This is a genomic window from Microcoleus sp. AT8-B5 (assembly GCF_036705565.1).
Taxonomy (GTDB): domain Bacteria; phylum Cyanobacteriota; class Cyanobacteriia; order Cyanobacteriales; family Microcoleaceae; genus Microcoleus.
Window position 1 is genome coordinate 25,501 of the sequence record NZ_JAUBUY010000021.1, and the last position, 21,380, is coordinate 46,880.

At 46.0% G+C, this 21,380-nt stretch carries 22 protein-coding genes; 15 read left to right on the plus strand and 7 right to left on the minus strand.

The genetic code is table 11. The features are described from left to right. Positions 1–30: 30 nt before the first annotated feature. A complete protein-coding gene (locus QUB39_RS15905) occupies positions 31–2,040 on the minus strand; it encodes an abortive infection protein (RefSeq protein WP_333374225.1) in 2,010 nt (669 codons plus the stop codon). A gap of 74 nt (positions 2,041–2,114) precedes the next feature. After that, positions 2,115–2,786, minus strand: coding sequence for a hypothetical protein (locus tag QUB39_RS15910; RefSeq protein WP_333056017.1), 672 nt, complete (start codon positions 2,784–2,786; stop codon positions 2,115–2,117). Between the two features lie 239 nt (positions 2,787–3,025). Here QUB39_RS15910 and QUB39_RS15915 point away from each other — a divergent pair, with 239 nt between their 5' ends. Continuing rightward, positions 3,026–3,961, plus strand: a complete 936-nt coding sequence (locus tag QUB39_RS15915; RefSeq protein ID WP_333056016.1) for an OmpA family protein — start codon at positions 3,026–3,028, stop codon at positions 3,959–3,961. Positions 3,962–4,499: 538 nt separating this feature from the next. Here QUB39_RS15915 and QUB39_RS15920 read toward each other — a convergent pair. After that, on the minus strand, positions 4,500–5,609 hold the full coding sequence (locus QUB39_RS15920; RefSeq protein ID WP_333056015.1) for an AI-2E family transporter: 1,110 nt from the start codon (positions 5,607–5,609) through the stop codon (positions 4,500–4,502). Between the two features lie 96 nt (positions 5,610–5,705). Between QUB39_RS15920 and QUB39_RS15925 the strand changes: the two genes are divergently transcribed. The 3 genes from QUB39_RS15925 to QUB39_RS15935 are packed head-to-tail and all read left to right on the plus strand — an operon-like array spanning position 5,706 to position 7,407. Beyond that, positions 5,706–6,095, plus strand: a complete 390-nt coding sequence (locus QUB39_RS15925; RefSeq protein ID WP_333056014.1) for a type II toxin-antitoxin system RelE/ParE family toxin — start codon at positions 5,706–5,708, stop codon at positions 6,093–6,095. Then, the gene (locus QUB39_RS15930) at positions 6,088–6,417 is read left to right on the plus strand and encodes a helix-turn-helix transcriptional regulator (RefSeq protein ID WP_333233448.1); all 330 of its coding nucleotides are present in this window, start codon (positions 6,088–6,090) and stop codon (positions 6,415–6,417) included. Before QUB39_RS15925 ends, QUB39_RS15930 begins: the two co-directional genes overlap by 8 nt. 33 nt (positions 6,418–6,450) lie before the next feature. After that, entirely contained in the window at positions 6,451–7,407 is a 957-nt protein-coding gene (locus QUB39_RS15935) for an alpha/beta hydrolase (protein WP_333056012.1), read from the plus strand. Between the two features lie 113 nt (positions 7,408–7,520). Here the strand turns inward: QUB39_RS15935 and QUB39_RS15940 are convergent, their stop codons facing one another. Then, on the minus strand, positions 7,521–7,748 hold the full coding sequence (locus QUB39_RS15940) for a hypothetical protein (protein ID WP_333210616.1): 228 nt from the start codon (positions 7,746–7,748) through the stop codon (positions 7,521–7,523). Between the two features lie 111 nt (positions 7,749–7,859). On the opposite strand from QUB39_RS15940, the gene QUB39_RS15945 reads away from it, so the two are divergent. After that, positions 7,860–8,051, plus strand: a complete 192-nt coding sequence (locus tag QUB39_RS15945) for a DUF433 domain-containing protein (protein ID WP_333056010.1) — start codon at positions 7,860–7,862, stop codon at positions 8,049–8,051. 50 nt (positions 8,052–8,101) lie between these two features. Here the strand turns inward: QUB39_RS15945 and cysS are convergent, their stop codons facing one another. Together cysS and QUB39_RS15955 are read right to left on the minus strand one after the other, a co-directional pair. After that, positions 8,102–9,658 carry a cysteine--tRNA ligase gene (gene cysS, locus QUB39_RS15950; protein WP_333210613.1) on the minus strand — a complete coding sequence of 519 codons (1,557 nt, stop codon included), beginning with the start codon at positions 9,656–9,658 and terminating at the stop codon, positions 8,102–8,104. A 101-nt stretch (positions 9,659–9,759) separates the two neighbouring features. Continuing rightward, the gene (locus QUB39_RS15955) at positions 9,760–9,882 is read right to left on the minus strand and encodes a hypothetical protein (RefSeq protein ID WP_333210611.1); all 123 of its coding nucleotides are present in this window, start codon (positions 9,880–9,882) and stop codon (positions 9,760–9,762) included. Between the two features lie 203 nt (positions 9,883–10,085). Here QUB39_RS15955 and QUB39_RS15960 point away from each other — a divergent pair, with 203 nt between their 5' ends. The 10 genes from QUB39_RS15960 to QUB39_RS16005 all read left to right on the plus strand — a co-directional run bounded on the left by QUB39_RS15960 (position 10,086) and on the right by QUB39_RS16005 (position 20,441). Further along, positions 10,086–10,349 (plus strand): hypothetical protein, encoded by a 264-nt coding sequence (locus QUB39_RS15960; RefSeq protein WP_333210609.1) that lies wholly within the window; start codon positions 10,086–10,088, stop codon positions 10,347–10,349. Between the two features lie 98 nt (positions 10,350–10,447). After that, entirely contained in the window at positions 10,448–11,812 is a 1,365-nt protein-coding gene (locus QUB39_RS15965) for a DUF4912 domain-containing protein (RefSeq protein WP_333056006.1), read from the plus strand. Between the two features lie 604 nt (positions 11,813–12,416). Next, on the plus strand, positions 12,417–13,733 hold the full coding sequence (locus tag QUB39_RS15970) for an ABC transporter substrate-binding protein (RefSeq protein ID WP_333056005.1): 1,317 nt from the start codon (positions 12,417–12,419) through the stop codon (positions 13,731–13,733). Between the two features lie 258 nt (positions 13,734–13,991). Beyond that, entirely contained in the window at positions 13,992–14,885 is an 894-nt protein-coding gene (locus QUB39_RS15975) for a sugar ABC transporter permease (RefSeq protein ID WP_333056004.1), read from the plus strand. Between the two features lie 98 nt (positions 14,886–14,983). After that, positions 14,984–15,847 carry a carbohydrate ABC transporter permease gene (locus QUB39_RS15980; RefSeq protein ID WP_333056003.1) on the plus strand — a complete coding sequence of 288 codons (864 nt, stop codon included), beginning with the start codon at positions 14,984–14,986 and terminating at the stop codon, positions 15,845–15,847. Between the two features lie 146 nt (positions 15,848–15,993). Beyond that, positions 15,994–17,076 carry an ABC transporter ATP-binding protein gene (locus QUB39_RS15985; RefSeq protein WP_333262567.1) on the plus strand — a complete coding sequence of 361 codons (1,083 nt, stop codon included), beginning with the start codon at positions 15,994–15,996 and terminating at the stop codon, positions 17,074–17,076. A 333-nt stretch (positions 17,077–17,409) separates the two neighbouring features. Beyond that, on the plus strand, positions 17,410–17,757 hold the full coding sequence (locus tag QUB39_RS15990; RefSeq protein ID WP_333485091.1) for a hypothetical protein: 348 nt from the start codon (positions 17,410–17,412) through the stop codon (positions 17,755–17,757). A gap of 604 nt (positions 17,758–18,361) precedes the next feature. After that, positions 18,362–18,628, plus strand: coding sequence for a hypothetical protein (locus QUB39_RS15995; RefSeq protein WP_333210603.1), 267 nt, complete (start codon positions 18,362–18,364; stop codon positions 18,626–18,628). Positions 18,629–19,111: 483 nt separating this feature from the next. Next, positions 19,112–19,624 carry a hypothetical protein gene (locus tag QUB39_RS16000; protein WP_333233439.1) on the plus strand — a complete coding sequence of 171 codons (513 nt, stop codon included), beginning with the start codon at positions 19,112–19,114 and terminating at the stop codon, positions 19,622–19,624. A gap of 28 nt (positions 19,625–19,652) precedes the next feature. After that, positions 19,653–20,441: a cobalt-precorrin-6A reductase gene (locus tag QUB39_RS16005; protein WP_333485092.1), complete on the plus strand. Its 789-nt coding sequence runs from the start codon at positions 19,653–19,655 to the stop codon at positions 20,439–20,441. Positions 20,442–20,763: 322 nt separating this feature from the next. On the opposite strand, the gene QUB39_RS16010 is transcribed toward QUB39_RS16005, so the two are convergent. Then, complete coding sequence (locus tag QUB39_RS16010; RefSeq protein ID WP_333485093.1) at positions 20,764–21,375, minus strand: prepilin-type N-terminal cleavage/methylation domain-containing protein; 612 nt, start codon at positions 21,373–21,375, stop codon at positions 20,764–20,766. Between the last annotated feature and the right edge of the window lie 5 nt (positions 21,376–21,380).

Genomic DNA, 21,380 nt, shown 5'->3' on the forward strand with positions numbered 1-21,380 from the left:
CGCCGAATCATCTACAAACCGATTGCTGATTCAAAACCCTGTTGGTGCGATCGGCTTAATGTCTGGGTCAAATCCTCCAACTTGATTGGTGCGAATTATCCACAAAAAAGCTCCTTGTTTTAATAAAACTTTGGCTATTTCATCTTGGGTTCGCCTCGGCAGCATTGTTCGGTAACTAATAGCAGTTTTTATCAGGGTTGCTATACCTGCAAAAAAGGTTTTTTTCAGTTCCGCATCAATCCCCGCCAATGTCGAATTTTTCCGCCAATCTGGACGAACAATTCCGAGGGGCATTAATACTTTTTCTAAACTCTCTCCTAAAGCTACTAATTGGTGAAACCTTTTGCTTTGTGCGTCGGTGGGATGTGTTTTTAACCAGTCTTGAATCTGAGGATTTGACTCTATTTCGGAAGTGATTTTTTTAATTGTGGCGTAAATTGCCTGACTTGAATCTTGGACGCAAGAAGTTGCTGGCGTGACTAAACTTGCGCCGGTGCCGTCTCCGCTGCGGTAGCGGGCCATCATGATATCTAGTTGCTGGTTTAATTCGGTTAAAGGTGACAAGGTGATGCCGTCAAAATCGTAGTCGCAACACACGCAGTCTAATTTACAGATGATATCGCAAACCGGGCGATCGCCCAACCAGCCGCGCTGCAAGTCTCCCATGTAGCTTTGCCATTTGCTGGAACCGGCAACAATTCCGTCGGGATTGTGGGCGTAAACTTGTTTGTATTCTATGTCAAAACGCAGTTCGCTGGTAAAGCGATCGCGCACTACTTTTGCTACTCCGAAAGCAAAATGTCCGGTGACAATTCCCAGGGGTTGCCGTTCGCCTTTTTTGCCGCCGATACCCCCGAAACTGTGAATCACTATCCCGATATCTCCTTCTTGCCAAGGAGAGATTGAAGCGTTTTCTTTAGCGTCATTTGGGGTTAACAATACTATTTTTGCTTGCCCTTTTTGGGCTGGTGTATTTTCCCAATTTTGGCTGCTTAAATAATCGATAGATTTTTTTAGTCCGAAATGTGTTTCATCTGGGATTAATTGGGCAATTTTGCGGGGTTCGATTGCCTGTACTACAAATATACTGTCTTCGTCTCTTTCGCCGTAAATGTACCAGCCTTCTGGATTTAAGGGCGATTGTTCGATTAGGTGATTGGTAGACCTCGCTACGCCATTTTTGTCTGGCTGTACTTGTGGAATCCGAATGATTTCGGCGGCGCCGTCAAATTGTTGAGATGTTTTGTTGAAATGCCGGACAATAAATTTGTCGCTGTCGCGTTCTTTTCGCTGTAAAATAGAGACTAAGGCGCAGAAACGTCCGATAATTTGTACTGGTTCGCGATCGATCGTGAGTTCCTGGCGATCGCTGCTGCTATAATGAATCGCAATCACCGGCCTCCGCAGCATCACAGTCACGCTGTCTTCAAGTCTGCTGCCTGCTAGAGTTTCTAAAGGCCCGACATTTCGCCAGCCGTTTAATCTATCTGGATGGATGTTGCCAGATTTTTGACTTTTTTGAGTTTCTTGTGTGAAGTTTATATCTTGACTGACTGCGTGGACAAAAAACTGTACTTCGCGATTTGTACTCCATTTCAAAAATGCTGTTTTGCCAATAAAGTTTTTATATTTTTTGGGTGCATTTATTACTTCAAAAAACACTGTGCCGTAGGGCAGCCGCTGTTCGTTTGATGGCAAAATTAAGCGCCCGTGCCAAAGAGCGATCGGCTTGTAGAGATAGGCAACTGCTGCTGATTTTTCGCAGATTATCTCCGGCTCAATCGCTCTTGAAATATCGCTTTTGCCTCCAAAAATAGTAGCAGTTAAATTGCCGTCACTTTCTACGAATCTGGGTTCTAAAAAAACCTTTTCAGGTTCGGAAATATGAGCGGTTGAATTGCCCGTCTTTCTGGTGAACGAGCGTATAAAAAAATGGCGGTTTCCCTCCAATTTCGCTTGCAACCAATTAAGAAAAATCCGAATAAAAATAAAAGCTGTTAGACCGGAAATAACAGCCAGAACTATCAGCCCCAGGGTCAAAATGAATTGGTTAAAAGACTGACCTGACACTAGAAAAATTGTGGGCCATATCCAAGAAAATGCCGCCATAATATCTAAAAACGAGTTTTAGGTTCGATCCAGTCTGTGCTGGCTTGACTGCCGAAAACTAGGGGTTTGTCCTCGGTGACTGCTACTGTTTGCCCTGTCATATCCACTGCACAAAGAGGCCAAGATCGATCGCCCAAATTGCCGGCGCGGAACAGAACTTTTCCGGGACAAACTTGACTCCAACCCAACAATACAGCATGAGTGTAAAGACTGCGAGCGGGAGCAACGGTATAAGTATAATTATCATTTTTGTCCCAAATGACACCGTAGTCGGACATATCGGAAGAGTTGAAAAGTGCTTCAAATTCGCGGGCGAGAATCCGGGAACCGTCTTGATTCCAAGAAACAGGCACTAAAATGGCGATCGTCCCGGACATATCTGTATCATCGCTAGCATACATCCCACTTTCGGCCAGTGGCGAAGCAGCCGCCACTGTTTGCAGTTCGCCGGTTTTGAGATTTTCCACAAACATGACGCTGCTAACCCGACATCGGGAGAATTCCGGCTGTACTTGCAACTCAATTCGACTGTAAGCTGCGTATTGGCCGTTAGTTGATACTAGAGATGGACTGCGATAATAGCGGAGGCCTGTGCCTGCAGTGGAGCTCACTTTAGCATGAGTGGCACTAATCCACTCCCAAGGAACGGGATAAGGGCTATTTAAAGGGTCAGTCATCGGTTTTTTTTCCAAAAGTTTTACTGAATTATCCAACAGATTCAGGCTGGCACGCAACGGACTAGAAACCAGGTTTCTAGTCCGTTGCGTGCCACCAAACCACAGATTTATATAAACCGGGTTTCTTTTTTATATTTTAGATTGGAGGACAAATCTCAAATCTCAAATCTCAAATTTCAAATCGGATAGGTAAGATAGTATCGAAATTAATGTGGTCTGTACACCGAGAGGGATGAAATATGACGCGATCTTTTAACCAAAAACCTTCAATCCCCCCCACTCGCGTCTCCAAGTCGCGGGGAAAAGGTTTGCTTGTACTGTCGCTGATTTTTCGACTGCTGCTGCTGGGGGTGGGTAGCGGTTTTGCGTGGGTTTTGGGGATGGCGATCGCTCAAATTTATCCGTCAGGGGCGACGGAAATGCCGATCGCAGAGAGATTGCTGCGTGTAACTCAAAATTTGACCTCCAGCCCGAAACGCGCCCCAGCAACGCCAATTCCGGCACTCCCGCCACCAACCGCTACACCGACTCCCCAGTCAACAGTCAGTCCTGCCCAGAGAGAGAAATTGCAGTCGGATTTGAGACAGTTGCAGGGCGAACTCAACGCGCTGATTGGTCGCACTGCCGCTTTGGAGAGTCAGTTGGGCAGCAGCCGCCCGACGGAAACTTTGGAAAAGCGTTTGCAGTTGATGTCGCGGGAATTGGCGGGGCCGGAAACGGCGGCAACTCCTGTTCCGCCTTTACCGGCGATCGGCAGCAGCCCCAGTCTGAACCCTGAAACGGTGAATACTGCGCCACAGAATGCCAATAATCCGGTGTTTGGGGGAGATGGGCTGATGGTGACTCTGCCCAGCGATGTTTTGTTTGATACTGGCAGCATTTCTTTGCGCGCGGGCACAAGTGCGATTTTGGACAATTTGGTGGCGGAGTTGGGCAATCACGAGGGGGCAACTGTGCGGGTTGCGGGCCACACTGACGACGCGGGGGAAGCGGCGGATAATCGCAATGTGTCGTTTGCCCGGGCTCAGGCTGTGGTGCAGTATTTGTCTGGTGTGCTCGGTCAGAAGTATCATTGGGTGGCGATCGGCTATGGGGAAAGTCGCCCTTCGGTAGACAATAGTTCTGATACTAATCGGCAGCGCAACCGCCGCATTGAGGTGGCAATTAGTCCTTAGTTTTTAGTCATCAGTCATCAGTTATCAGTCGGCAGACTTGTAGATACTGTTGAAGTGTTAATGGTAGCGATCGAATAATTGGAGTCAATCGATTTTAGATTTTAGATTTTAGATTTTAGATTGACTTGCGCGAGATAAATGCGGGGGCAATAAGTGATTTTCGATTTTCGATTTTGGATTGATTCCACGGATAAATAACGTGGCGGGTACCACATGAAGAAATTCGTGGTCATATCACATCCGGTTGAACCGGAATGATTTAACCGCAGAGGGCACAGAGGACGCGGAGGAAGAGAAGAGAGAGATGAATAATTCCGATGCCAACGGGTTTGATATCGAACGGCTTCTGGGATGTTAAAATTGCTGTTGTGAATTTAAGATCAAACCTGGCAACTACGGAATTATACCCAAGTACGAGTGTCCCCGCGATCGGTCACGTAAGCGCTGAACTCCGAAAATTATTATTCCGATGCCAACAGAAACGATATAAATTGTATGTTTCAATTCCCTACTCCCCTTCTCCTCTTCTCCCCTGCTGTCACGCCGAAGGTGTAAGAGGTGGCAAGTCAGAATTATTTTTAGCCCGATCTATTGCCTCTCGATGTTCGCTCCTAAGTTTCGGTTTTAAATACAAGTTCTCAATCAAAGCTGCCACTCCCGCAAACCAAGGCGGCACAATTACTGCCCCAATAATTCCTAATACTTGAACGCCTCCCAATACAGACAGCAATTGATATAAAGGATGCACACCAACCGAGGAACCAACCAGCAAAGGATCGAGTACGTAAGTTTCTAAATTCTGGATAATTACAAATAACAGTAATACCCACAAAAGTACCCAGCCACCTTTAGCTAATGCTACAATTAATGCTGGTACTGCTCCCAATACTGGGCCGATGAACGGAATCAAGTTTGTCACACCTGCGATCGCACCCAAGCCTAAAGCAAATTCCGGCATTCCCAAAATGCTTAAACCTGTGGTAATAAATATCCCTAAAATGCCCGAAACTAACACTCGCCCGCGAATATAGCTCCCCATTCTTTGACCAATTGGCGCCACTTGTGCGGCTAATCTTGTATCCCAAGGTTTTGGGAAAAATTGCACCAAACTTTTGATTAATGTGTCGCTGTCGGCAACCATGTAACCGGAAATAAATAATGCTAAAACTAAGCTGAAAAAACCGCCTAGAATGCCTCTGGTTAAACTGTACGATCGCAAAACCAGTTGTTGACTCGATCGAATCAGCCAATTAGTCAGCGATTGAGTGTCCACCAGACCCACCAAGGTTGGGGCGTCGTCGGTTAGGCGACTCAATAGATTAGTTGCCACAGTTCGCAAACTTTCGACATAAACTGGTAACTGCCGCAGCAGTAACTCTATTTGTTCGATGACTGTGGGCCCGATTAACACTACCGTCCCGCTAAATCCACCGATGAGAGTTAAATAAACCATAATCACCGCCAGCCAGCGGGGAACCCGCATCGTTTGGGCCCAATTAACGATCGGGACGATCGAAGCAGCCAGCACAACTGATATCATCAGAATTACTAGCAGGCTCCGCAATTGCCACAGCAGCACTAGCAGCAAGGACGATGCTACAATTAGCAGCAAGTTAGGTAAAGAAATGGTAATCCGCTGTTCTGACATGATTATTCTGACAAAATTGAGTAATGATATTGTTGTCGATCGTGTCACTCTCTATTTTATGATAAACGATATGATATAAATAATATAATTAAGATTATGAAGTCGCTCTTAAAACCCGTTGAATGGATCGGCAGTTCCCGTGACGACTTGCGCGACTTTCCTGAAGATGTTCAGCAAATTATGGGTTTTGCTTTGTACCGCGCTCAACTGGGTAAAAAGCATCCTGATGCTAAACCGCTTAAAGGATTTAAAGGTGCTGGCGTTCTAGAAATTGTTGAAAATTTTGATGGAGACACTTACCGAGCTGTATATACCGTAAAATTTGAAGGAATAGTCTATATTCTTCATGCTTTTCAAAAAAAATCAAAGCAGGGAATTGCTACCCCCAAGCAAGATATAGATTTGATTGAATCTCGACTTAAGCGTGCCAAAGAACACTACAAAAAATATTTAGAACAGCAAGAAGTGGAGGAACAAAATGACTGAAAAAATAAAAGTGCATTCCAGTAGTGGAAATGTTTTTGCTGATTTAGGGCTACCCAATCCAGAGGAATTACTGATTAAGGCAGAACTAGCTCATCAGATTAGTGAATTAATTTCGGAACGCCAACTAACCCAGAACCAAGCAGCAAAGCTATTAGGAATCGATCGACCTACACTCTCAGCATTGATGCGCGGTAAATTATTAGATTTCTCTACGGAACGCCTATTTCGTTTTCTCAACGCACTCGGCAGCAACGTAGAGATTAGGATTGCCCACTCGCCACCAAATGTTCAAGCTAAAACTCACATTGTCGTAGCATCATAAGTAAACAAACAAGTAAAAAATTAAAAGATTAATATGCAATCACCACCTTCAAATAAAGATTTGTCAACCATTTCATCTATAAAATCACCAACGCTGTTTTACGAATGGCAAAACTATCGCTGTGCTTATGATGTTTATAACCCAACTACTGCGACAGAAGATAGCATCCCTTTGTTATTAATTCACCCGATAGGAGTTGGTTTGTCAAGAATCTTTTGGCATAGATTTTGTGAGAGTTGGTACAAAGCAGGGAACAGTAATCCAATTTATAATCCCGACCTTTTGGGCTGCGGCGATTGCGAAATGCCGGCTGTGGCCTGCTATCCTGACGATTGGGCGGCACAGTTGCAGTATTTCTTGGAAACTGTAGTCAAAAAACCTGCGATCGTCCTCGTGCAAGGTGCTTTACTGTCTGTAGGCTTGGCTTTAGCAAAAAAGCAGCAGGAAAGCGGCTCAAATTTAATTCGCGGCTTAGTTCTCGCAGGGCCTCCAGCTTGGGCGGTGATGAACAAACATTCGACAGAAAGACAGCAAAGAATTGTCTGGAATTTGTTAAATTCTCCCCTGGGAAACGCTTTTTACCGCTACGCCAGACGCGCTGAGTTTTTGCGTTCTTTTTCTGTGAAACAACTGTTTGGCGATGCGGCACAAGTTGACAGCGAATGGTTGGATGCTTTGCAGGCTGGGGCGGCCAATCCTGACAGCCGTCACGCGGTTTTCTCGTTTTTAGCGGGGTTTTGGCGCCAGGATTATAGTAACACGATTCAAAAGTTCGATCGACCTGCACTCATTGTCATGGGAGAAAAAGCCTCAAGCATCAGTCAAGCGGGTAAGGAAGAGAAACCGGATGAAAGATTAGCGCAATATTTAGCTTATTTTCCCAATGGGGAAGGTTTATTAATGCCGGGGCGCAATGTTTTGCCCTATGAATCCACCGCAGAATTTGTCGCGGCTGTTGCCGAATTTGTGAACAAGTTAAATAAAACTTAAATCTATTTGTGGAGTTATTATCTAATAATAACTGATATCGTTTCCGGTTGCATCGGTATTGTTCAAATACTCAACAGTTAACAGTCAACAGTCAACAGTCAGAACCAGTTGTCTCATGCTTCCGGCTCGTCCAAAGACTGGCGTAATGTTGCAATAACATCCTCGGCTGACTGGTGTCGAAATTTGCCTGTACGGAAATCAGCTAAGGTTCGTTGGGCATCAGCAGCTATTTCCGCGCGGACACTCTCGCGGTGACGGTTTTGCAGGATTTTTATCAGCATTTCCTGCTGTTCGTAGGACAGTTGTAAAGCAGTTTCTAGCACTTGGTCGAGGGTATTCATAGAGCTAGGCTATTACCTCTAAGGTTGAACAAATTGCGAAGTTGAGTAAATTATATCGCTTATTCAAAGACTAGGCTACACTAAAAAAAATGTACTAAACTCGGTTTGGTCATGAGCGATCGCAAAATCATTACGATCGAACCAGGTAAACGCGGTGGAAAGCCTTGCATCAGGCGAATGCGAATTACCGTTTATGATGTGTTGGGTTGGCTGGCTGCGGGAATGTCTCACGCAGAGATTCTAGACGATTTTCCAGAGTTGACGGAGGAAGACATTAGAGCGTGTTTAGAATTCGGCGGTTGAAACCGCTTCTTGTCAAACAAAGTCTGCCTCCGCAGACTATGAATTTAGTTTCAACCACGATGCCAGATGGTTGTACCATCCTTTTGATCGATCAAAGTAATCCCATTATCCTTAAGCTCGTTGCGGATGCGATCGCCCTCAGCAAAATCCCTAGCTTTCCGAGCATCTTTCCGCTGCTGAATCATCACCTCAATCTCCCCATCACTCAAACCATCAACAGCATCATTGCTGTCACCTTCCGGCTGAACTTCTAAACCCAAAACCCCCGCCAAACTCACCAATGTCAGCCATTTTTGCTGCAACAAATCCGGCGCAGTTTCTGTTTTTCCCTGATGCACTAAAACATTGCCTTCTTTGGCCAATTCCTTAGCCAATTCAAACAAAATCGTCACAGCGCCGGGAGTATTGAAATCATTGTCCATCGCTGATTGGAATTCCTGCACAGCTTTGCTATCCTGTCCAGTTTTCTCAACGTCCCAATTCAGTTGAGAACCGTAGCGCAGCCCAAACAGCAAACCTTCATTGATGGTATTCCAGCCATTTCTAGCGCTAGCGATCGCCTCTTCGGTAAAATCAATTTGACTGCGATACTGCGCCATCAACACAAACAGCCTCACCGCCATCGGTTCCACCGCTTTTGCATTCTCGCTTTGATTCTGACTCCCATCCTGCGTAGGGGCGGTGCCCCCGTGCCCGCCCTGGGCTGCGGGGGGGTTAGATTCCAAATCGCCCGACCAATTCCCATCCAACAAATCGCGAATTGTAATAAAATTGTGCAAAGATTTCGACATCTTTTTGCCATTGACAGTCACAAAAGCATTGTGCATCCAATAATTAGCCAGTGACTTGCCAGTCGCGGCTTCAGATTGAGCAATTTCGTTTTCGTGGTGCGGGAAAGTTAAATCGGAACCGCCGCAGTGAATGTCAATTGTTTCGCCCAAGCAATCGCGCACCATCGCCGAACATTCGATGTGCCATCCGGGGCGACCTTTTCCCCAAGACGACTCCCAAGCAGGTTCACCGGGTTTAGCGCTTTTCCACAGGGCAAAATCAGAGGAATCTTGCTTTTTTTGAGCTTCTATTTCTGCGGTGTCCAATCTACCGCTAGCCCCGGCTTGCATTTCTTCCAACTTGCGGCCGGAAAGTTTTCCGTAATCGGCAAATTGCCTCACGTTGTAGTAAACGTCGCCGCCGTTCGCATAGGCATAACCTTTATTTTCTAATTCGTGAATCAGCCGTTTAATGCCGTCCATTGTATGGGTGGCGCGGGGATATTCATCGGCCCTGAGAATATTCAGCTTGTCCATATCTACGAAATATTCATCGATGAAGCGTTCCGCCACGGCTTCCATTGTGGAATTGGTTTCGCGGGCGCGGTTGAGAATTTTGTCGTCAATATCTGTAAAATTCTGCACGTAGCGCACATCGTATCCCCGCCACATCAGATAGCGGCGCACCATGTCCCAAACAATGTAAGCGCGGGCGTGGCCGACGTGGCAGTAATCGTATACCGTAACGCCGCAGCAGTACATCCGCACCTTTCCTGGTTCGAGGGGCTCAAAAGGTGATTCGCGACGGGTCAAGCTGTTGTAAAGCGTTAGAGTCATTCGATTTTAGATTTTAGATTTTAGATTTTAGATTTTACAAGATTTACGCAGAAGCTCTATGTGTAGGGTGTGCAGTGCCCACCTTATCTGTATAGGTAGCGTCAAACCTTTTTTGCGTCCAAGACTTTTGGTTTGTAGTTGCGATCGCCCGTTAGCGAAGCTAGCACAAGAGTACCGCCCAACTGCCAGCCTACCAAATTTTGTACTAAATCTCCTCTATCCATAGTACCGCCCTGGCCGACTCAATCTCACATCTAATTTATGTCAGGGAATGTTGACAATTGTTTCCCTGACGATCCCCACAAGCGCTTAATTGTCAAGATTCCCTGACAAAGTGATCCCCAAAATCACGAAAATGCGTATAAGTACCCAGAATTAAAGGAAAAGACCCCTTGACCCGATCGCAAGTTGTCTGCAACATTGAGTCATGACAAAACGATCCCAAAGAAATGCTTCGATTAAGCAGCACTGGGAGTCGAATAGCGCGTGTGCTGCAAGCACAGCGTTGCTAGCAGCACCGATCGCACTCACAAAATCGATCTTGTCAATCAAGAATCGACAGATAAAGCTTTATTTAGATCGAACGGTGCGCGCAGAAGCCAAGAAGTCCAAACCCCCGATCGCATGGGGAAAAAGACAAGCTAAAAACAAGCAAGGCTTCAAAGGTTGGAGAGATTTGGAAGCTCGATAATATGTAGATTTAAAAGAGTTTCTAACTCAAAAAGTCAACACATTTGTGTTGGAAGAAAAAATCTAACCCGCCATCCTAAATTAGTGGAGAACCAACTCATGGCAAAAGAACGCCCACCATTAGAAGAGATGACTTTGCGACAACTCCGCAGAGTTGCTAGCGAATGTGGAGTCTCTCGCTACAGCCGGATGCGGAAATCGCAACTCCTGGCATCAATTCAAGAAATTCAGCGCACCAAATTTTCCTACAGCCCATCTCGCAAACTAGAGGCACAAGAAGCAGTGGAAGCAGCAAAGTTTGAACTCGGTCAAGAAGATAGAACAGGCGGTTCTTTGTCGTCTGTAGATGAAGGTTTAGCAGATTTGCCCAACGGCTACGGCGAAAGCCGGGTGGTTTTAATGCCCCGCGACCCAGAATGGGCCTACACTTACTGGGACATTCCCAACGATCGCAAAGAAGAATTGCGTCGCCAAGGAGGACAGCAACTCGCCCTGCGGATCTACGACGTTACAGATGTTAACCTCGACACTCAAAGCCCGCACAGCATTCAAGAATATCCCTGCGACGAACTGGCGCGGGAATGGTACGTGCCAATCCCCGTGAGCGATCGGGACTACGCGATCGACATCGGCTACCGCTGTGCAGATGGTCGGTGGCTGGTATTAGCTCGATCGGCTGAAGTCCGCGTTCCTCCCGTCTATCCCAGCGACTGGATTGAAGATCAATTCATCACCCTCGACTGGGAAGAAGAATTGCAGGGCAAAACCTTCGCCGAACTGGTTCCTCCGGCCAAGAAACTCGCAAAAGCAGTCAATGGCGGTGGTTACAGCACCAGCAACGCCATCTACGAACAAATCTTCGGCATGGCAGAATCTGCCGAATCCCTGCGCGTAGCGGGTTCTGTCTTCGGTTCCATGCAGCACGTCGCCGGTTCCGTCCAGCAAGTCGGCATCCACGAACAAGCTCTCAGTTCCTACGTGTTCCCCTCCGGCGTCGGAATGTGGGCGGCTCCCACCATGTCCGGCCTCACCGCGTCGGGTGTCGGTATGTCCGGCCTCACCGCGTCGGGTGTCGGTATGTCCGGCCTCACCATGTCGGGTGTCGGTATGTCCGGTCTCACCATGTCAGGTTTCGGTATGTCCGGTGTCGGTATGTCGGGAGTTGGCTTCGCCGCCCCGATGCGCCCCCGCCAGTTCTGGTTAGTTGCTGATGCCGAACTGATTGTCTACGGCGCCACCGAGCCTGACGCTACCGTCTACGTAGGCGGACAGCCGATTAAACTCAATCCTGACGGCACTTTCCGCTTCCAGATGTCTTTCCAAGACGGCTTAATCGACTATCCGATTTTTGCAGTAGCAGCAGACGGCGAACAAAACCGCGCCATCCACTTGAAATTCAACCGCGAAACCCCAGAACGGCGCACCAATACCAAGCAGGATGCTGTTGTGGAATGGTTGGGCTAATCGCTCGCGGTCGATCGAGCAACGGGCGATCGTGCAGGTTTGTGCCAATTTTTTAACCATCACAAGGCATAGCCTCAGCCGATCGTAATTTGTTAAGGTTAATCCCAGACAACAACCCATAACACCCCCTATACACCGTTCTCCTGTTTTGAGGAGCGGTGTTTTTTGTGTTTAGAAGGAAGAAGTTCGGCAACGGATTGTGTAACGGATGTAACGGATGTAACGGATGTAAAGGATAGAAGGAAGAAGGAAGAAAAAAGAAGGAAGAATTATTTATTTAAATGTTCTCAATAGACTTGAATTTCATAAATCTTTGATTGAAGGATTAACTGCAGATTACAGGCAGATAAACGCAGATAAACGCAGATAATCTCAAGATAGTTGACTATTTTTGTAATAGGTCTAATATCTATCTGTAGATAGATGTTGATTTAACTCGCCATCTAATCAGTTAAATCAAAATTTGCACTTTTCACTCAAGCATTATTAAGTAAGCTAAAGTTTACTTAAACTTTTATTGCACAAACTCGCTAAATTCAGCGAAACAAAAGAAAGCGAGTTATGAGAGAAATAAGGCGATCGCACCGCCATTCCTCAAAAGCAAATGCAAAAAATAAATTCCCTGCTGCAACGAAGCCAGAAGCGTCCCCGTCTTTTAGCCTTATTCGCTGTCACATTAGCCGCCGTCTTACTTTTATTTATTCTGCCGGCACTGACTCAACAGCCAGTCGTGCTCACCATGTTAATGCAAGGTCAAGACCTTGTTAACTGGAAACCCTTTGTCAAAGAATTTGAACAGAAAAACCCCGACATTCGCATCAACCTCATAGAAGGGCCTTTTGACAGCAACCTCATAGAAAATCTTTACACATCTGCCTTTCTTTTAGGCGAATCGCCCTACGACATCATCAACATGGATATTGTCTGGGTTCCCAAATTTGCAGCCGCAGGTTGGGTAAGCGATTTGACAGACAGAATTCCCCCCGAACAACTATCAAAATTTATCCAAGGAAACGTCGAAGGCGGGCGGTATCGGGGCAAACTTTACCGAATTCCCCACGCTTCCGATGCCGGAATGCTTTATTACCGCAAAGACATTTTAGAACAAGCGAAAATTCCAGCCCCGAAAACCTTTGAAGAGATGGTAAAAATCTCTCAAAACTTGCAAAAACAGGGAAAAGCAACTTGGGGTTATCTGTGGCAAGGTAAACAATACGAGGGAGTATCTGCGATGTTTGTCGAAGTGCTCTCCGGTTTTGGTGGCTTCTGGGCAAACCCGCAAACTTTTGAAGTTGGGTTAGATAAACCAGAAGCAATTAAAGCAGTGGAATTTCTCAAAAATACGATCGCCTCTGGCATTTCTCCTCCCGGTGTCACCACCTACGGAGAAGAAGAAACCCGGCTTTTGTTTCAAAACGGCCAAGCGCTGTTTTTGCGAAACTGGCCCTATGTTTGGAAGCTGGCAAATGCCGAAGGATCGAATGTTAGAGGTAAAATTGCGATCGAGCCAATGCTCAGCAGTATCGGTCAAACAGGCGGTTCCTGCTTGGGCGGCTGGGGCTGGGGAATTGCCAAAACCTCAAAACATCCAGAACAAGCGTGGAAAGCAATTCAGTATCTTACCAGCGAGGAAACCCAGCGCAAATTTATTTTACAAACCGGTTTAGTTCCCAGTTACAAATCCCTATTTACCAACAAAGAAATAGTCGCCAAATATCCCCACTACCCGCAACTGCTAAAAGTAGTGGAACGATCATCTTTGCGCCCGCCTCTGGCACAATACGCTCAAGCTTCTGATATTTTGCAGCGCTATTTGAGTTCAGCTTTTACCGGGAGAATGAGTGCAGAACAAGCAATGAAAGCAGCAGCTAGCGAAACTCGTAATTTATTAGGCAGTTTGAAACAACCCCAAGCTTCGTAAATTTGACATCTTGTCTCTGTTAGAAACAGGCAAGATGCCTGTTCCACAAAGAGTTAGAAACAGGCATCTTGCCTGTTCCACAAAGAGTTAGAAACAGGCATCTTGCCTGTTCCACAAAGAGTTAGAAACAGGCAAGATTCCTGTTCCACAAAGAGTTAGAAACAGGCAAGATGCCTGTTCCACAAACCAGTTAATTCAATTGTGGGGAGTAGGGGTTGGGCTTCTGGCCCGCCAAAAAATAAATTAAAGGTGAACAAGATGCAATTAGACAAGATGCGACAGCGCGAACAAAAAACCGGGTGGATATTAGTAGCACCAGCTTTGATAATTCTGATGCTAGTATTTGCTTACCCAATATTGCGGGCTTTTTGGCTGAGTTTATTCACCCAAAACCTCGGTACAGAATTAAAACTGGTTTTTTCCGGTTTTGCTAACTACAGTCGAATGTTAGGTGACGGGCGTTTCTGGCAAACTTTAGGCAACACCACTGTATTTACAGTCGCCTCTGTTGTGCTGGAATTAATTCTTGGTATGGGCATTGCCTTAGTCTTAAATCAATCCTTCCCAGGGCGCGGCATTGTTCGCACAATCTCCCTGCTACCTTGGGCGTTGCCCACTGCATTGATGGGAGTAGCTTGGGCGTGGATTTTTAATGACCAATACGGGGTAATTAACGACATTTTGAGGCGATTGGGATTGATTCAAAATAGCATTAGCTGGCTGGGAGATCCGACTTTGGCAATGATGGCAGTGATTACAGCGGATGTGTGGAAAACTACGCCCTTTGTCAGCTTGCTTTTGCTAGCGGGATTGCAATCAATTCCCGGTGATTTGTACGAAGCACACGCGATTGACGGCGCTAGTAGCTGGCAGAGTTTCCGTCAAGTTACTGTGCCCCTGTTGATGCCGCAAATTGTGATTGCTGTGCTGTTTCGATTTGCCCAATCTTTCGGCATTTTTGACTTGATTCAGGTGATGACGGGAGGGGGGCCGGCGGGGGCAACGGAGACGGTTTCTATCTACATTTACAGCACGGTAATGAGGTATTTAGACTTTGGGTATGGGGCGGCTTTGGTGGTGTGTACTTTTTTGATGTTAGTGGCAGCAGTTGCGATCGCCACTTATCTGTTATCGAGAGCCCGCATCAATTGATTTTAGATTTTAGATTTTAGATTTTAGATTTGAGGATTGTAGATTGTAGATTTTAGATTGCTGAACGGTTTAAATTTTTCCTTTCATTGGTATAAATTATGTCGATCGCCCGCGAACAACCTAGCAAAAAAACCTTTAACATCCGGCAATTAATCTTGCCAATCTCAGCGCTCTTAATTGTCGCCTATTTCCTCGCACCTATTATCTGGCAGGTGCTAACTTCTTTCAAAGTAAATGCAGATATTTCGGCGATTCCCAACGTCTACATTCCCAAACGAATTACTTTCGAGCATTACCTGTCGCTGTTCCAGCGCCGCCCGTTTGCACTTTACATTTTAAATAGCGCTTTTGTTTCGATTACTTCAACATTGCTGTGTTTGGCTGTAGGCGCTCCTGCAGCTTACGCTTTAGCCCGGTTGCGGCTGTGGAGCGAGAGAATTATCCTGGCAAGTGTGACGATTGTAACGCTATTTCCGGCGGTGCTGCTATTTTTGGGACTGCTGGAAATTGTCAAAGCTTTGGATTTAGGCAATAATTATTTAGCCTTAATTATTCCTTACACTGCTATCAATTTGCCGCTGACAATTTTGGTGATGCGAAGTTTCTTTCAACAGTTGCCCAAAGATTTGGAAGATGCGGCTAAAGTTGACGGCTACAACACTTTTCAAATGCTGTGGCAAATCGTGCTACCGATGACATTTCCCGCGTTAGTCACAACGGGAATTTTGACGTTTATTTCAGCTTGGAACGAGTTTATTTTTGCACTGACATTTATGACTCGCGAATCTCTGAAAACTATTCCCGTCGCAACTGCTCAACTCAGCGGGGTGTCAGTCTTTGAGATTCCTTACGGCCCGATCGCCGCAGCTACCGTTTTGGGAACTTTGCCCTTGGTTTTGCTGGTTTTGGTGTTCCAGCGGCGCATTGTTCAGGGTTTAACAGCGGGTGCTGTAAAAGGATAAATCGATTTTAGATTTTAGATTTTAGATTTTAGATTGGAGAGTAGTCAGTAGTCAGTAGTCAAACAAGCAACAAAAGATTAATCCGTGTATCCGTGTTTATCCGTGTCGTGCTGTTCTTAGCAATTCCCAATTACCCATTAAAAATCATGGCAAAATTGCAACTCAAAAACCTCAATAAAACCTACAGCCCTAAAGTTGTTCCCGTGAAAGACATTAGTTTGGATGTCAGCGAAGGGGAATTTCTGACGTTGCTGGGGCCTTCGGGGTGTGGTAAATCTACGACGCTGCGGTTAATTGCAGGGTTGGAACAGCCGACTAGAGGCGAGATTAGAATTGGCGATCGCGATGTCACTTATCTCAGACCGGGCGATCGGGATATTGCAATGGTTTTTCAAAGTTACGCGCTGTATCCGCACATGACAGTATACGAGAATATGGCATCGAGCCTCAAACTTCGCAAAATCTCCTCCAGCGAAATCAATCGGTTAGTGACGGAAGTTGCAACATCCCTCGGATTGACGGAATTAATCGATCGCAAACCAGGAAAACTATCAGGCGGACAGCGGCAGCGAGTGGCCCTCGGCCGCGCTTTAGTGCGCCAACCGGAAGTATTTTTGCTCGACGAACCTTTGAGCAATCTCGACGCATTATTACGGGAAAAAGTTAGGGCCGAACTTAAACAATTGTTTTCCTCCCAAAAGGCTCCTGTAGTTTACGTCACTCACGACCAAACCGAAGCAATGACCCTTTCAACAAAAGTCGCAGTTCTCAACAGCGGCAACGTGCAGCAGCTCGATCCGCCACACTTAATTTATACTCGTCCGGCAAATCAGTTTGTAGCTGGTTTTGTGGGCAGCCCGCAAATGAATTTGCTAGTGCTTAAATGCCAGGGAAATTTTGCTAAGTTGGGGGAGTTTGGAGTTCCACTCCCAAATATGCCGACTGTGCCGCCAGAAATTGTGTTGGGAATTCGCCCGGAACACGTCGGCTTTGCAGATGTAGAGGCTGGCAAGATGTCGGGCCCAGAGGCAATTAAAGGTGAGGTTTTTTTAGTGGAAAACTTGGGGATGCAAAATTTAGTTAGCGTCCGAGTTAAAGGTGTGGAGTCTGTAACGGTGCGGGCTTTGCTGCCAAATGACCGCCACTGGAATTCCGAAATTGTAGAGCTGGTTTTTCCGCCTCAGTTGCTGCACTGGTTTGACGTGAAAACGGGCGATCGCTTGCAATAAGAATTTGCCCTGCATACCATGCTTGATTAAAAATTGTCTAACCATGTGTATAAAAATATGTTTTTTGCTTCTAACTAAGTTATGACTTTAGTTAGAGGTAGAACTATTTGGCTGCTGTTAAGGTGATATTCATGTGTGAAAAAGCTAATTGGCTGACACATAGGTTGCGTGTTTAGCAGATTTTATCGCTAACCTATAACTCTATTTAGGTGGTCGATCGCAAGTTAAAGCTAAGTTGGCTTTACTTCGCATTAGCTGCTAATTTTGGAGCGAGTCAATTAGATGAAAAAATGTTGAAAATTATCACCAATTAACTTCGGGAGTATTACTGAGATGAATTTGATTTCCACAGCCATTGCTCGCATCAGTTCCCTGCTTAAGGGCTTTCAAATTAAGAGTTTTTTGAGTGTTGTCCTAGTCGGTTTTCTGGTGCTGACAACCAATGTTAATTCGGGAAGCAGTAACAAAGGTTTTGGCGCGCAAGCCAGCTCAAAGTCTGAGCTCAACAATCCTGAAAGACCCCAAACAACACGGGAATGGAGGCAAGAAGCTCGCGAAACCTCAGACTCTCCAGGCGAACGAGTTCAGAAGATTGGCCAAGAAGCAGGAGCAGCCGTGAAAGAAATGGGGGAGATGTATCAAGACACTGCTAAGAGAAGTATCCGCGAATTAAAGGATTAGTAGCTCCCACTAAAAAAATATAACACTGAGAAACCTGATTGCTTTCGGGGCGCAGCCAAGAGTGCTCGCCCTTGCGAGTTTCTGAACACCTGAAAAGTTTGAGGTTTAAATAGGTTGAGCTAGTTAATACGGCAGACGCAATCAAGTAGGCGAGCATACATAAACTAGGACAGACGCTCATAAACCCGGTTTCTCTTATGAAACTGGGTTTTTGAGTTGGAAGTATTTTATGTTACAGCATATTCGCTGGTTCATAAAGTACATTAGCAGCTATATTGTGTGGTGTTAGTCCGTAGGGTGCGTCGCTCCTTCATATTTGATAAAGATTGCAGATTGACGGGTGTATCCGCACCTTACTCGCGTTTCTCTTCTTGTGTGTACCGCATATACATGGAATATGCTGTATGTTGAGGGCGGGCTTTCCGGCCCAATCCCTACTCCCCACAAGAAGGAAAATTTATTGCCCCATGCAATTTAAATGCGTATTAGCTTAGCCTCGTTACTGGTTTAAATGCTCCACAGCTTATTTATGATATTATTCGTGGTAATCAAGGTCATATCCTCAAAGATAAGTAGGGTGCGGGTGCAAGAAAAATCATAATTTGTGGGTATCGATCGCAGACTGCAAAAAATCGCTATAAAAACCTGGCCGGGAGAAAACAAAAATATGATGAATGACGGCAACCAAAAAGCTGAAGCGCCTGAAACCGAGGATGCACAAAATTTGTCCGGCATGGCGAAAGCTTTTCTTGTGAACGTGGCTTGGTCTTACGCAGAGGCATTGGAGCTAATGAAACGATCGCGAAATCCACAGGAACCGGCGCCGGAATCTCCGACAGAACAAGTCGAAGCTGATACTGAAAAAAATTAATGAAGACTAAGCTGTCCTGCATTTAAACTGCACAGTCAAAACTTGATAAAGTTGTTGTGGGGAGTAGGGGTTGGGCCAGAAAGCCCGCACAAAAAATGCAATTTAGATGTCGAACAGCTTATTAATGGGATCGATTTGCTAAACTATCTGGAGATGCGATCGATCGCAATAGTCAATTATAGCAATACTCGCATCAGTTTCAATAACTGGTTAACTTCCAAGCTCTGCCTGGGAAACGATGTAAGCGAGGCTCTGCCTCTGCCCAGACTAGGGAGGCTCTTCCTGCGGATATGCGTTACCAGGAAGAGCCTGGTAACGAGTAAAAGCCTGGTAACGAGTAAAAAGCTTTAGTTCGGGGATGACAACTGCGTTGTAGGTTTGAACCTCAACCTATATCTATCCATAAAAGGGATTTAAACTAAACAAAGTACGGTTTTACGGCTACAGTGTACAAAACAAATAACCAATTTTTAGATTTGTCTCATGTCTAATTCAAAAATGATTGGTAAAGCGATCGCAGGTAGCCTTTGCTTGGGCATCCTCATTAGCTTCAACGCCGCCCTCGGTTCAGCATCCGCAGCAACACCAACAATTGCCCAAGAAACAGCAGCCCCGGCCGCTAGCACCCTCGACCAGCAACTCCTAGGCCAATGGCAAGGCACTGTCGCCTCGGGTCAGTCTTTCACCTTCGTCTTTGCGCCAGAAGGCAAATTGTTTCTCATGGCTAAAGGCCCCGACGGAGCTGCCCGCGCCAAAGAAATGAGGTACAAAGTTAATCTCGGTGAAAAACCGATGCACATTGATGTCGGCCTCAGCAGCACAGAAACCGTTGAGACTGTTTTTGAGTTGACTCCCGAAGGTCAAATGCGGCTTCAGTTGCAAGGCACGAATCCCGGACAGGCGAGGCCTAATTCCTTAAACGAGCAGGCAACTGTGTTTAAAAAGGTCTCCGAGGCCACTGCACTGCCTCCTGACACTCAAGTCATCGGTTTTTAAGGAAAATTGCAGGCAGAAGTATAATTTGGTGAAAAAACGGTTGCTAATTTTGGGGGGGACGGGGGATGCTGCGGAACTGGCGGTGAGAGCGTCTCAAATTGCTGATATAGAGGTGGTTTCTTCGCTAGCAGGACGCACTCAACAGCCTTTTACCCCCAAAACGGGTACGGTGCGGATTGGGGGGTTTGGTGGGGCGGCTGGGCTGGCGGCGTTTTTGCGCGTTAGCTCGGCCCGCCCCTACGGGGGCTACGCCAAGGGAGACGATCGCCCGATCGACTTCTTAATCGATGCTACTCATCCGTTTGCGGCTCGGATTTCTGCTAATGCTGCTGTTGCGGCTGCTGAATGTAATGTGCCCTTTTTGATGCTGGTGCGTCCTGCTTGGGAGAGGGTGGAGGGCGATCGCTGGATTGAAGTTGCGGGCCACTCGGAGGCTGCAAGGGCTTTATTAGGGCTGTCTCAGCGGGTGTTTCTGACGATTGGTAGGCAGGAATTGGCTGCTTTTGCTGGTTTGGATGCTATTTGGTTTTTGATGCGGGCGATCGATCCTCCGGCACTCAATTCTCCTATTCCTAATGGTAAATTGTTATTAGCAAGGGGGCCTTTTTCTTTGGAAGATGAGCGCCAATTACTATTAGAATATCAGATTGATACAATTGTTAGTAAAAACAGCGGGGGCGGTGCTACTTATGCGAAAATTGTGGCGGCTAGGGAACTGGGAATTCCGGTGGTGATGGTGCAGCGGCCACGGATTCCCGATGTTGAGCAGGTTGCTGATGTTGCAGGGGCGATCGCTTGGTTAGTTAAGCAGTTATGATATCAAATTCGTTAGCATCGGAATAGTAAATTCGAGTTGACTGTTGACGGTTGACGGTTGACTGTTCACTGTCAACTGTCAACTGTCAACATCATTCTGGTGTTACCGGAAATGATATTAGTAGGGTTTCAAACATCGGCCAGGTTATGTCTTTGAGTAATAGTTGATTTCCTGGCTGGATGATTATTTGTTTTAGTTATAGCTGCATTTTTTGACGGTTTTAATAGGATTTGAAATATAAAATAATTTAAGTTAATAGATTTTAGCAATTCAGAACTTAGGCGGAATTGCTGTTAGAGATTAAGATTAAATTTATTGAAAACTATGGTAGCGTTGGGCAATTATTTCCTTCAGCAGTTCTCATGCCTCCTATGATAGTTTCCACGATCGCACACTGCTTAGCACCACCGTTAACAGTAGAAACTGTGGCAACAAATCGACGAACACTTGGATTTACTGATGTATCTTCGGGAAGTTCATTCACATTACCCAGGTAGTCAAAAACGATCGAGTTTGCAGGTGCAGGCGCATTATGACGAAGTGCAATGGTGCCGGGTGGAATTTCGCCTCCACCATCTAACGTCTGTGTACTACCACCGGTAGCTAGTGGGGGGGTAAACGTAATTTTTGGCGGATCGACCGTTCTATCAAATGTAACTGTGACATCGCGCTTAGTTCGCTTTGCTTCACTTTGTGCAAGTCGTAATGATTGGAAAACGCGATCGTTCACAGTGCGAACTCTTTGTCTGTTGATGAATCCCTGCCAGCTTGGAGCGGCGATCGAGCTAAATATACCTATGAGCAACGCTATCACGAGCACTTCTAGAAGCGTGAATCCTCCATCATCTTTTCTGGATGCAGTTTTGTTGAAATTAGGGCTGGGCTTGGCAGCCGAGTTATGCAAAAGTTTTAATAATATTGGTGGGGTTTTCATGGTAT

Bases quoted from the DNA above. Each gene is read 5' to 3' on its own strand.
- QUB39_RS15910 (WP_333056017.1), bottom strand. From the start codon at position 2,786: ATGACTGACCCTTTAAATAGCCCTTATCCCGTTCCTTGGGAGTGGATT.
- QUB39_RS15915 (WP_333056016.1), top strand. From the start codon at position 3,026: ATGACGCGATCTTTTAACCAAAAACCTTCAATCCCCCCCACTCGCGTC.
- QUB39_RS15920 (WP_333056015.1), bottom strand. From the start codon at position 5,609: ATGTCAGAACAGCGGATTACCATTTCTTTACCTAACTTGCTGCTAATT.
- QUB39_RS15925 (WP_333056014.1), top strand. From the start codon at position 5,706: ATGAAGTCGCTCTTAAAACCCGTTGAATGGATCGGCAGTTCCCGTGAC.
- QUB39_RS15930 (WP_333233448.1), top strand. From the start codon at position 6,088: ATGACTGAAAAAATAAAAGTGCATTCCAGTAGTGGAAATGTTTTTGCT.
- QUB39_RS15935 (WP_333056012.1), top strand. From the start codon at position 6,451: ATGCAATCACCACCTTCAAATAAAGATTTGTCAACCATTTCATCTATA.
- QUB39_RS15940 (WP_333210616.1), bottom strand. From the start codon at position 7,748: ATGAATACCCTCGACCAAGTGCTAGAAACTGCTTTACAACTGTCCTAC.
- QUB39_RS15945 (WP_333056010.1), top strand. From the start codon at position 7,860: ATGAGCGATCGCAAAATCATTACGATCGAACCAGGTAAACGCGGTGGA.
- cysS (WP_333210613.1), bottom strand. From the start codon at position 9,658: ATGACTCTAACGCTTTACAACAGCTTGACCCGTCGCGAATCACCTTTT.
- QUB39_RS15955 (WP_333210611.1), bottom strand. From the start codon at position 9,882: ATGGATAGAGGAGATTTAGTACAAAATTTGGTAGGCTGGCAGTTGGGC.
- QUB39_RS15960 (WP_333210609.1), top strand. From the start codon at position 10,086: ATGACAAAACGATCCCAAAGAAATGCTTCGATTAAGCAGCACTGGGAG.
- QUB39_RS15965 (WP_333056006.1), top strand. From the start codon at position 10,448: ATGGCAAAAGAACGCCCACCATTAGAAGAGATGACTTTGCGACAACTC.
- QUB39_RS15970 (WP_333056005.1), top strand. From the start codon at position 12,417: ATGCAAAAAATAAATTCCCTGCTGCAACGAAGCCAGAAGCGTCCCCGT.
- QUB39_RS15975 (WP_333056004.1), top strand. From the start codon at position 13,992: ATGCAATTAGACAAGATGCGACAGCGCGAACAAAAAACCGGGTGGATA.
- QUB39_RS15980 (WP_333056003.1), top strand. From the start codon at position 14,984: ATGTCGATCGCCCGCGAACAACCTAGCAAAAAAACCTTTAACATCCGG.
- QUB39_RS15985 (WP_333262567.1), top strand. From the start codon at position 15,994: ATGGCAAAATTGCAACTCAAAAACCTCAATAAAACCTACAGCCCTAAA.
- QUB39_RS15990 (WP_333485091.1), top strand. From the start codon at position 17,410: ATGAATTTGATTTCCACAGCCATTGCTCGCATCAGTTCCCTGCTTAAG.
- QUB39_RS16000 (WP_333233439.1), top strand. From the start codon at position 19,112: ATGTCTAATTCAAAAATGATTGGTAAAGCGATCGCAGGTAGCCTTTGC.
- QUB39_RS16010 (WP_333485093.1), bottom strand. From the start codon at position 21,375: ATGAAAACCCCACCAATATTATTAAAACTTTTGCATAACTCGGCTGCC.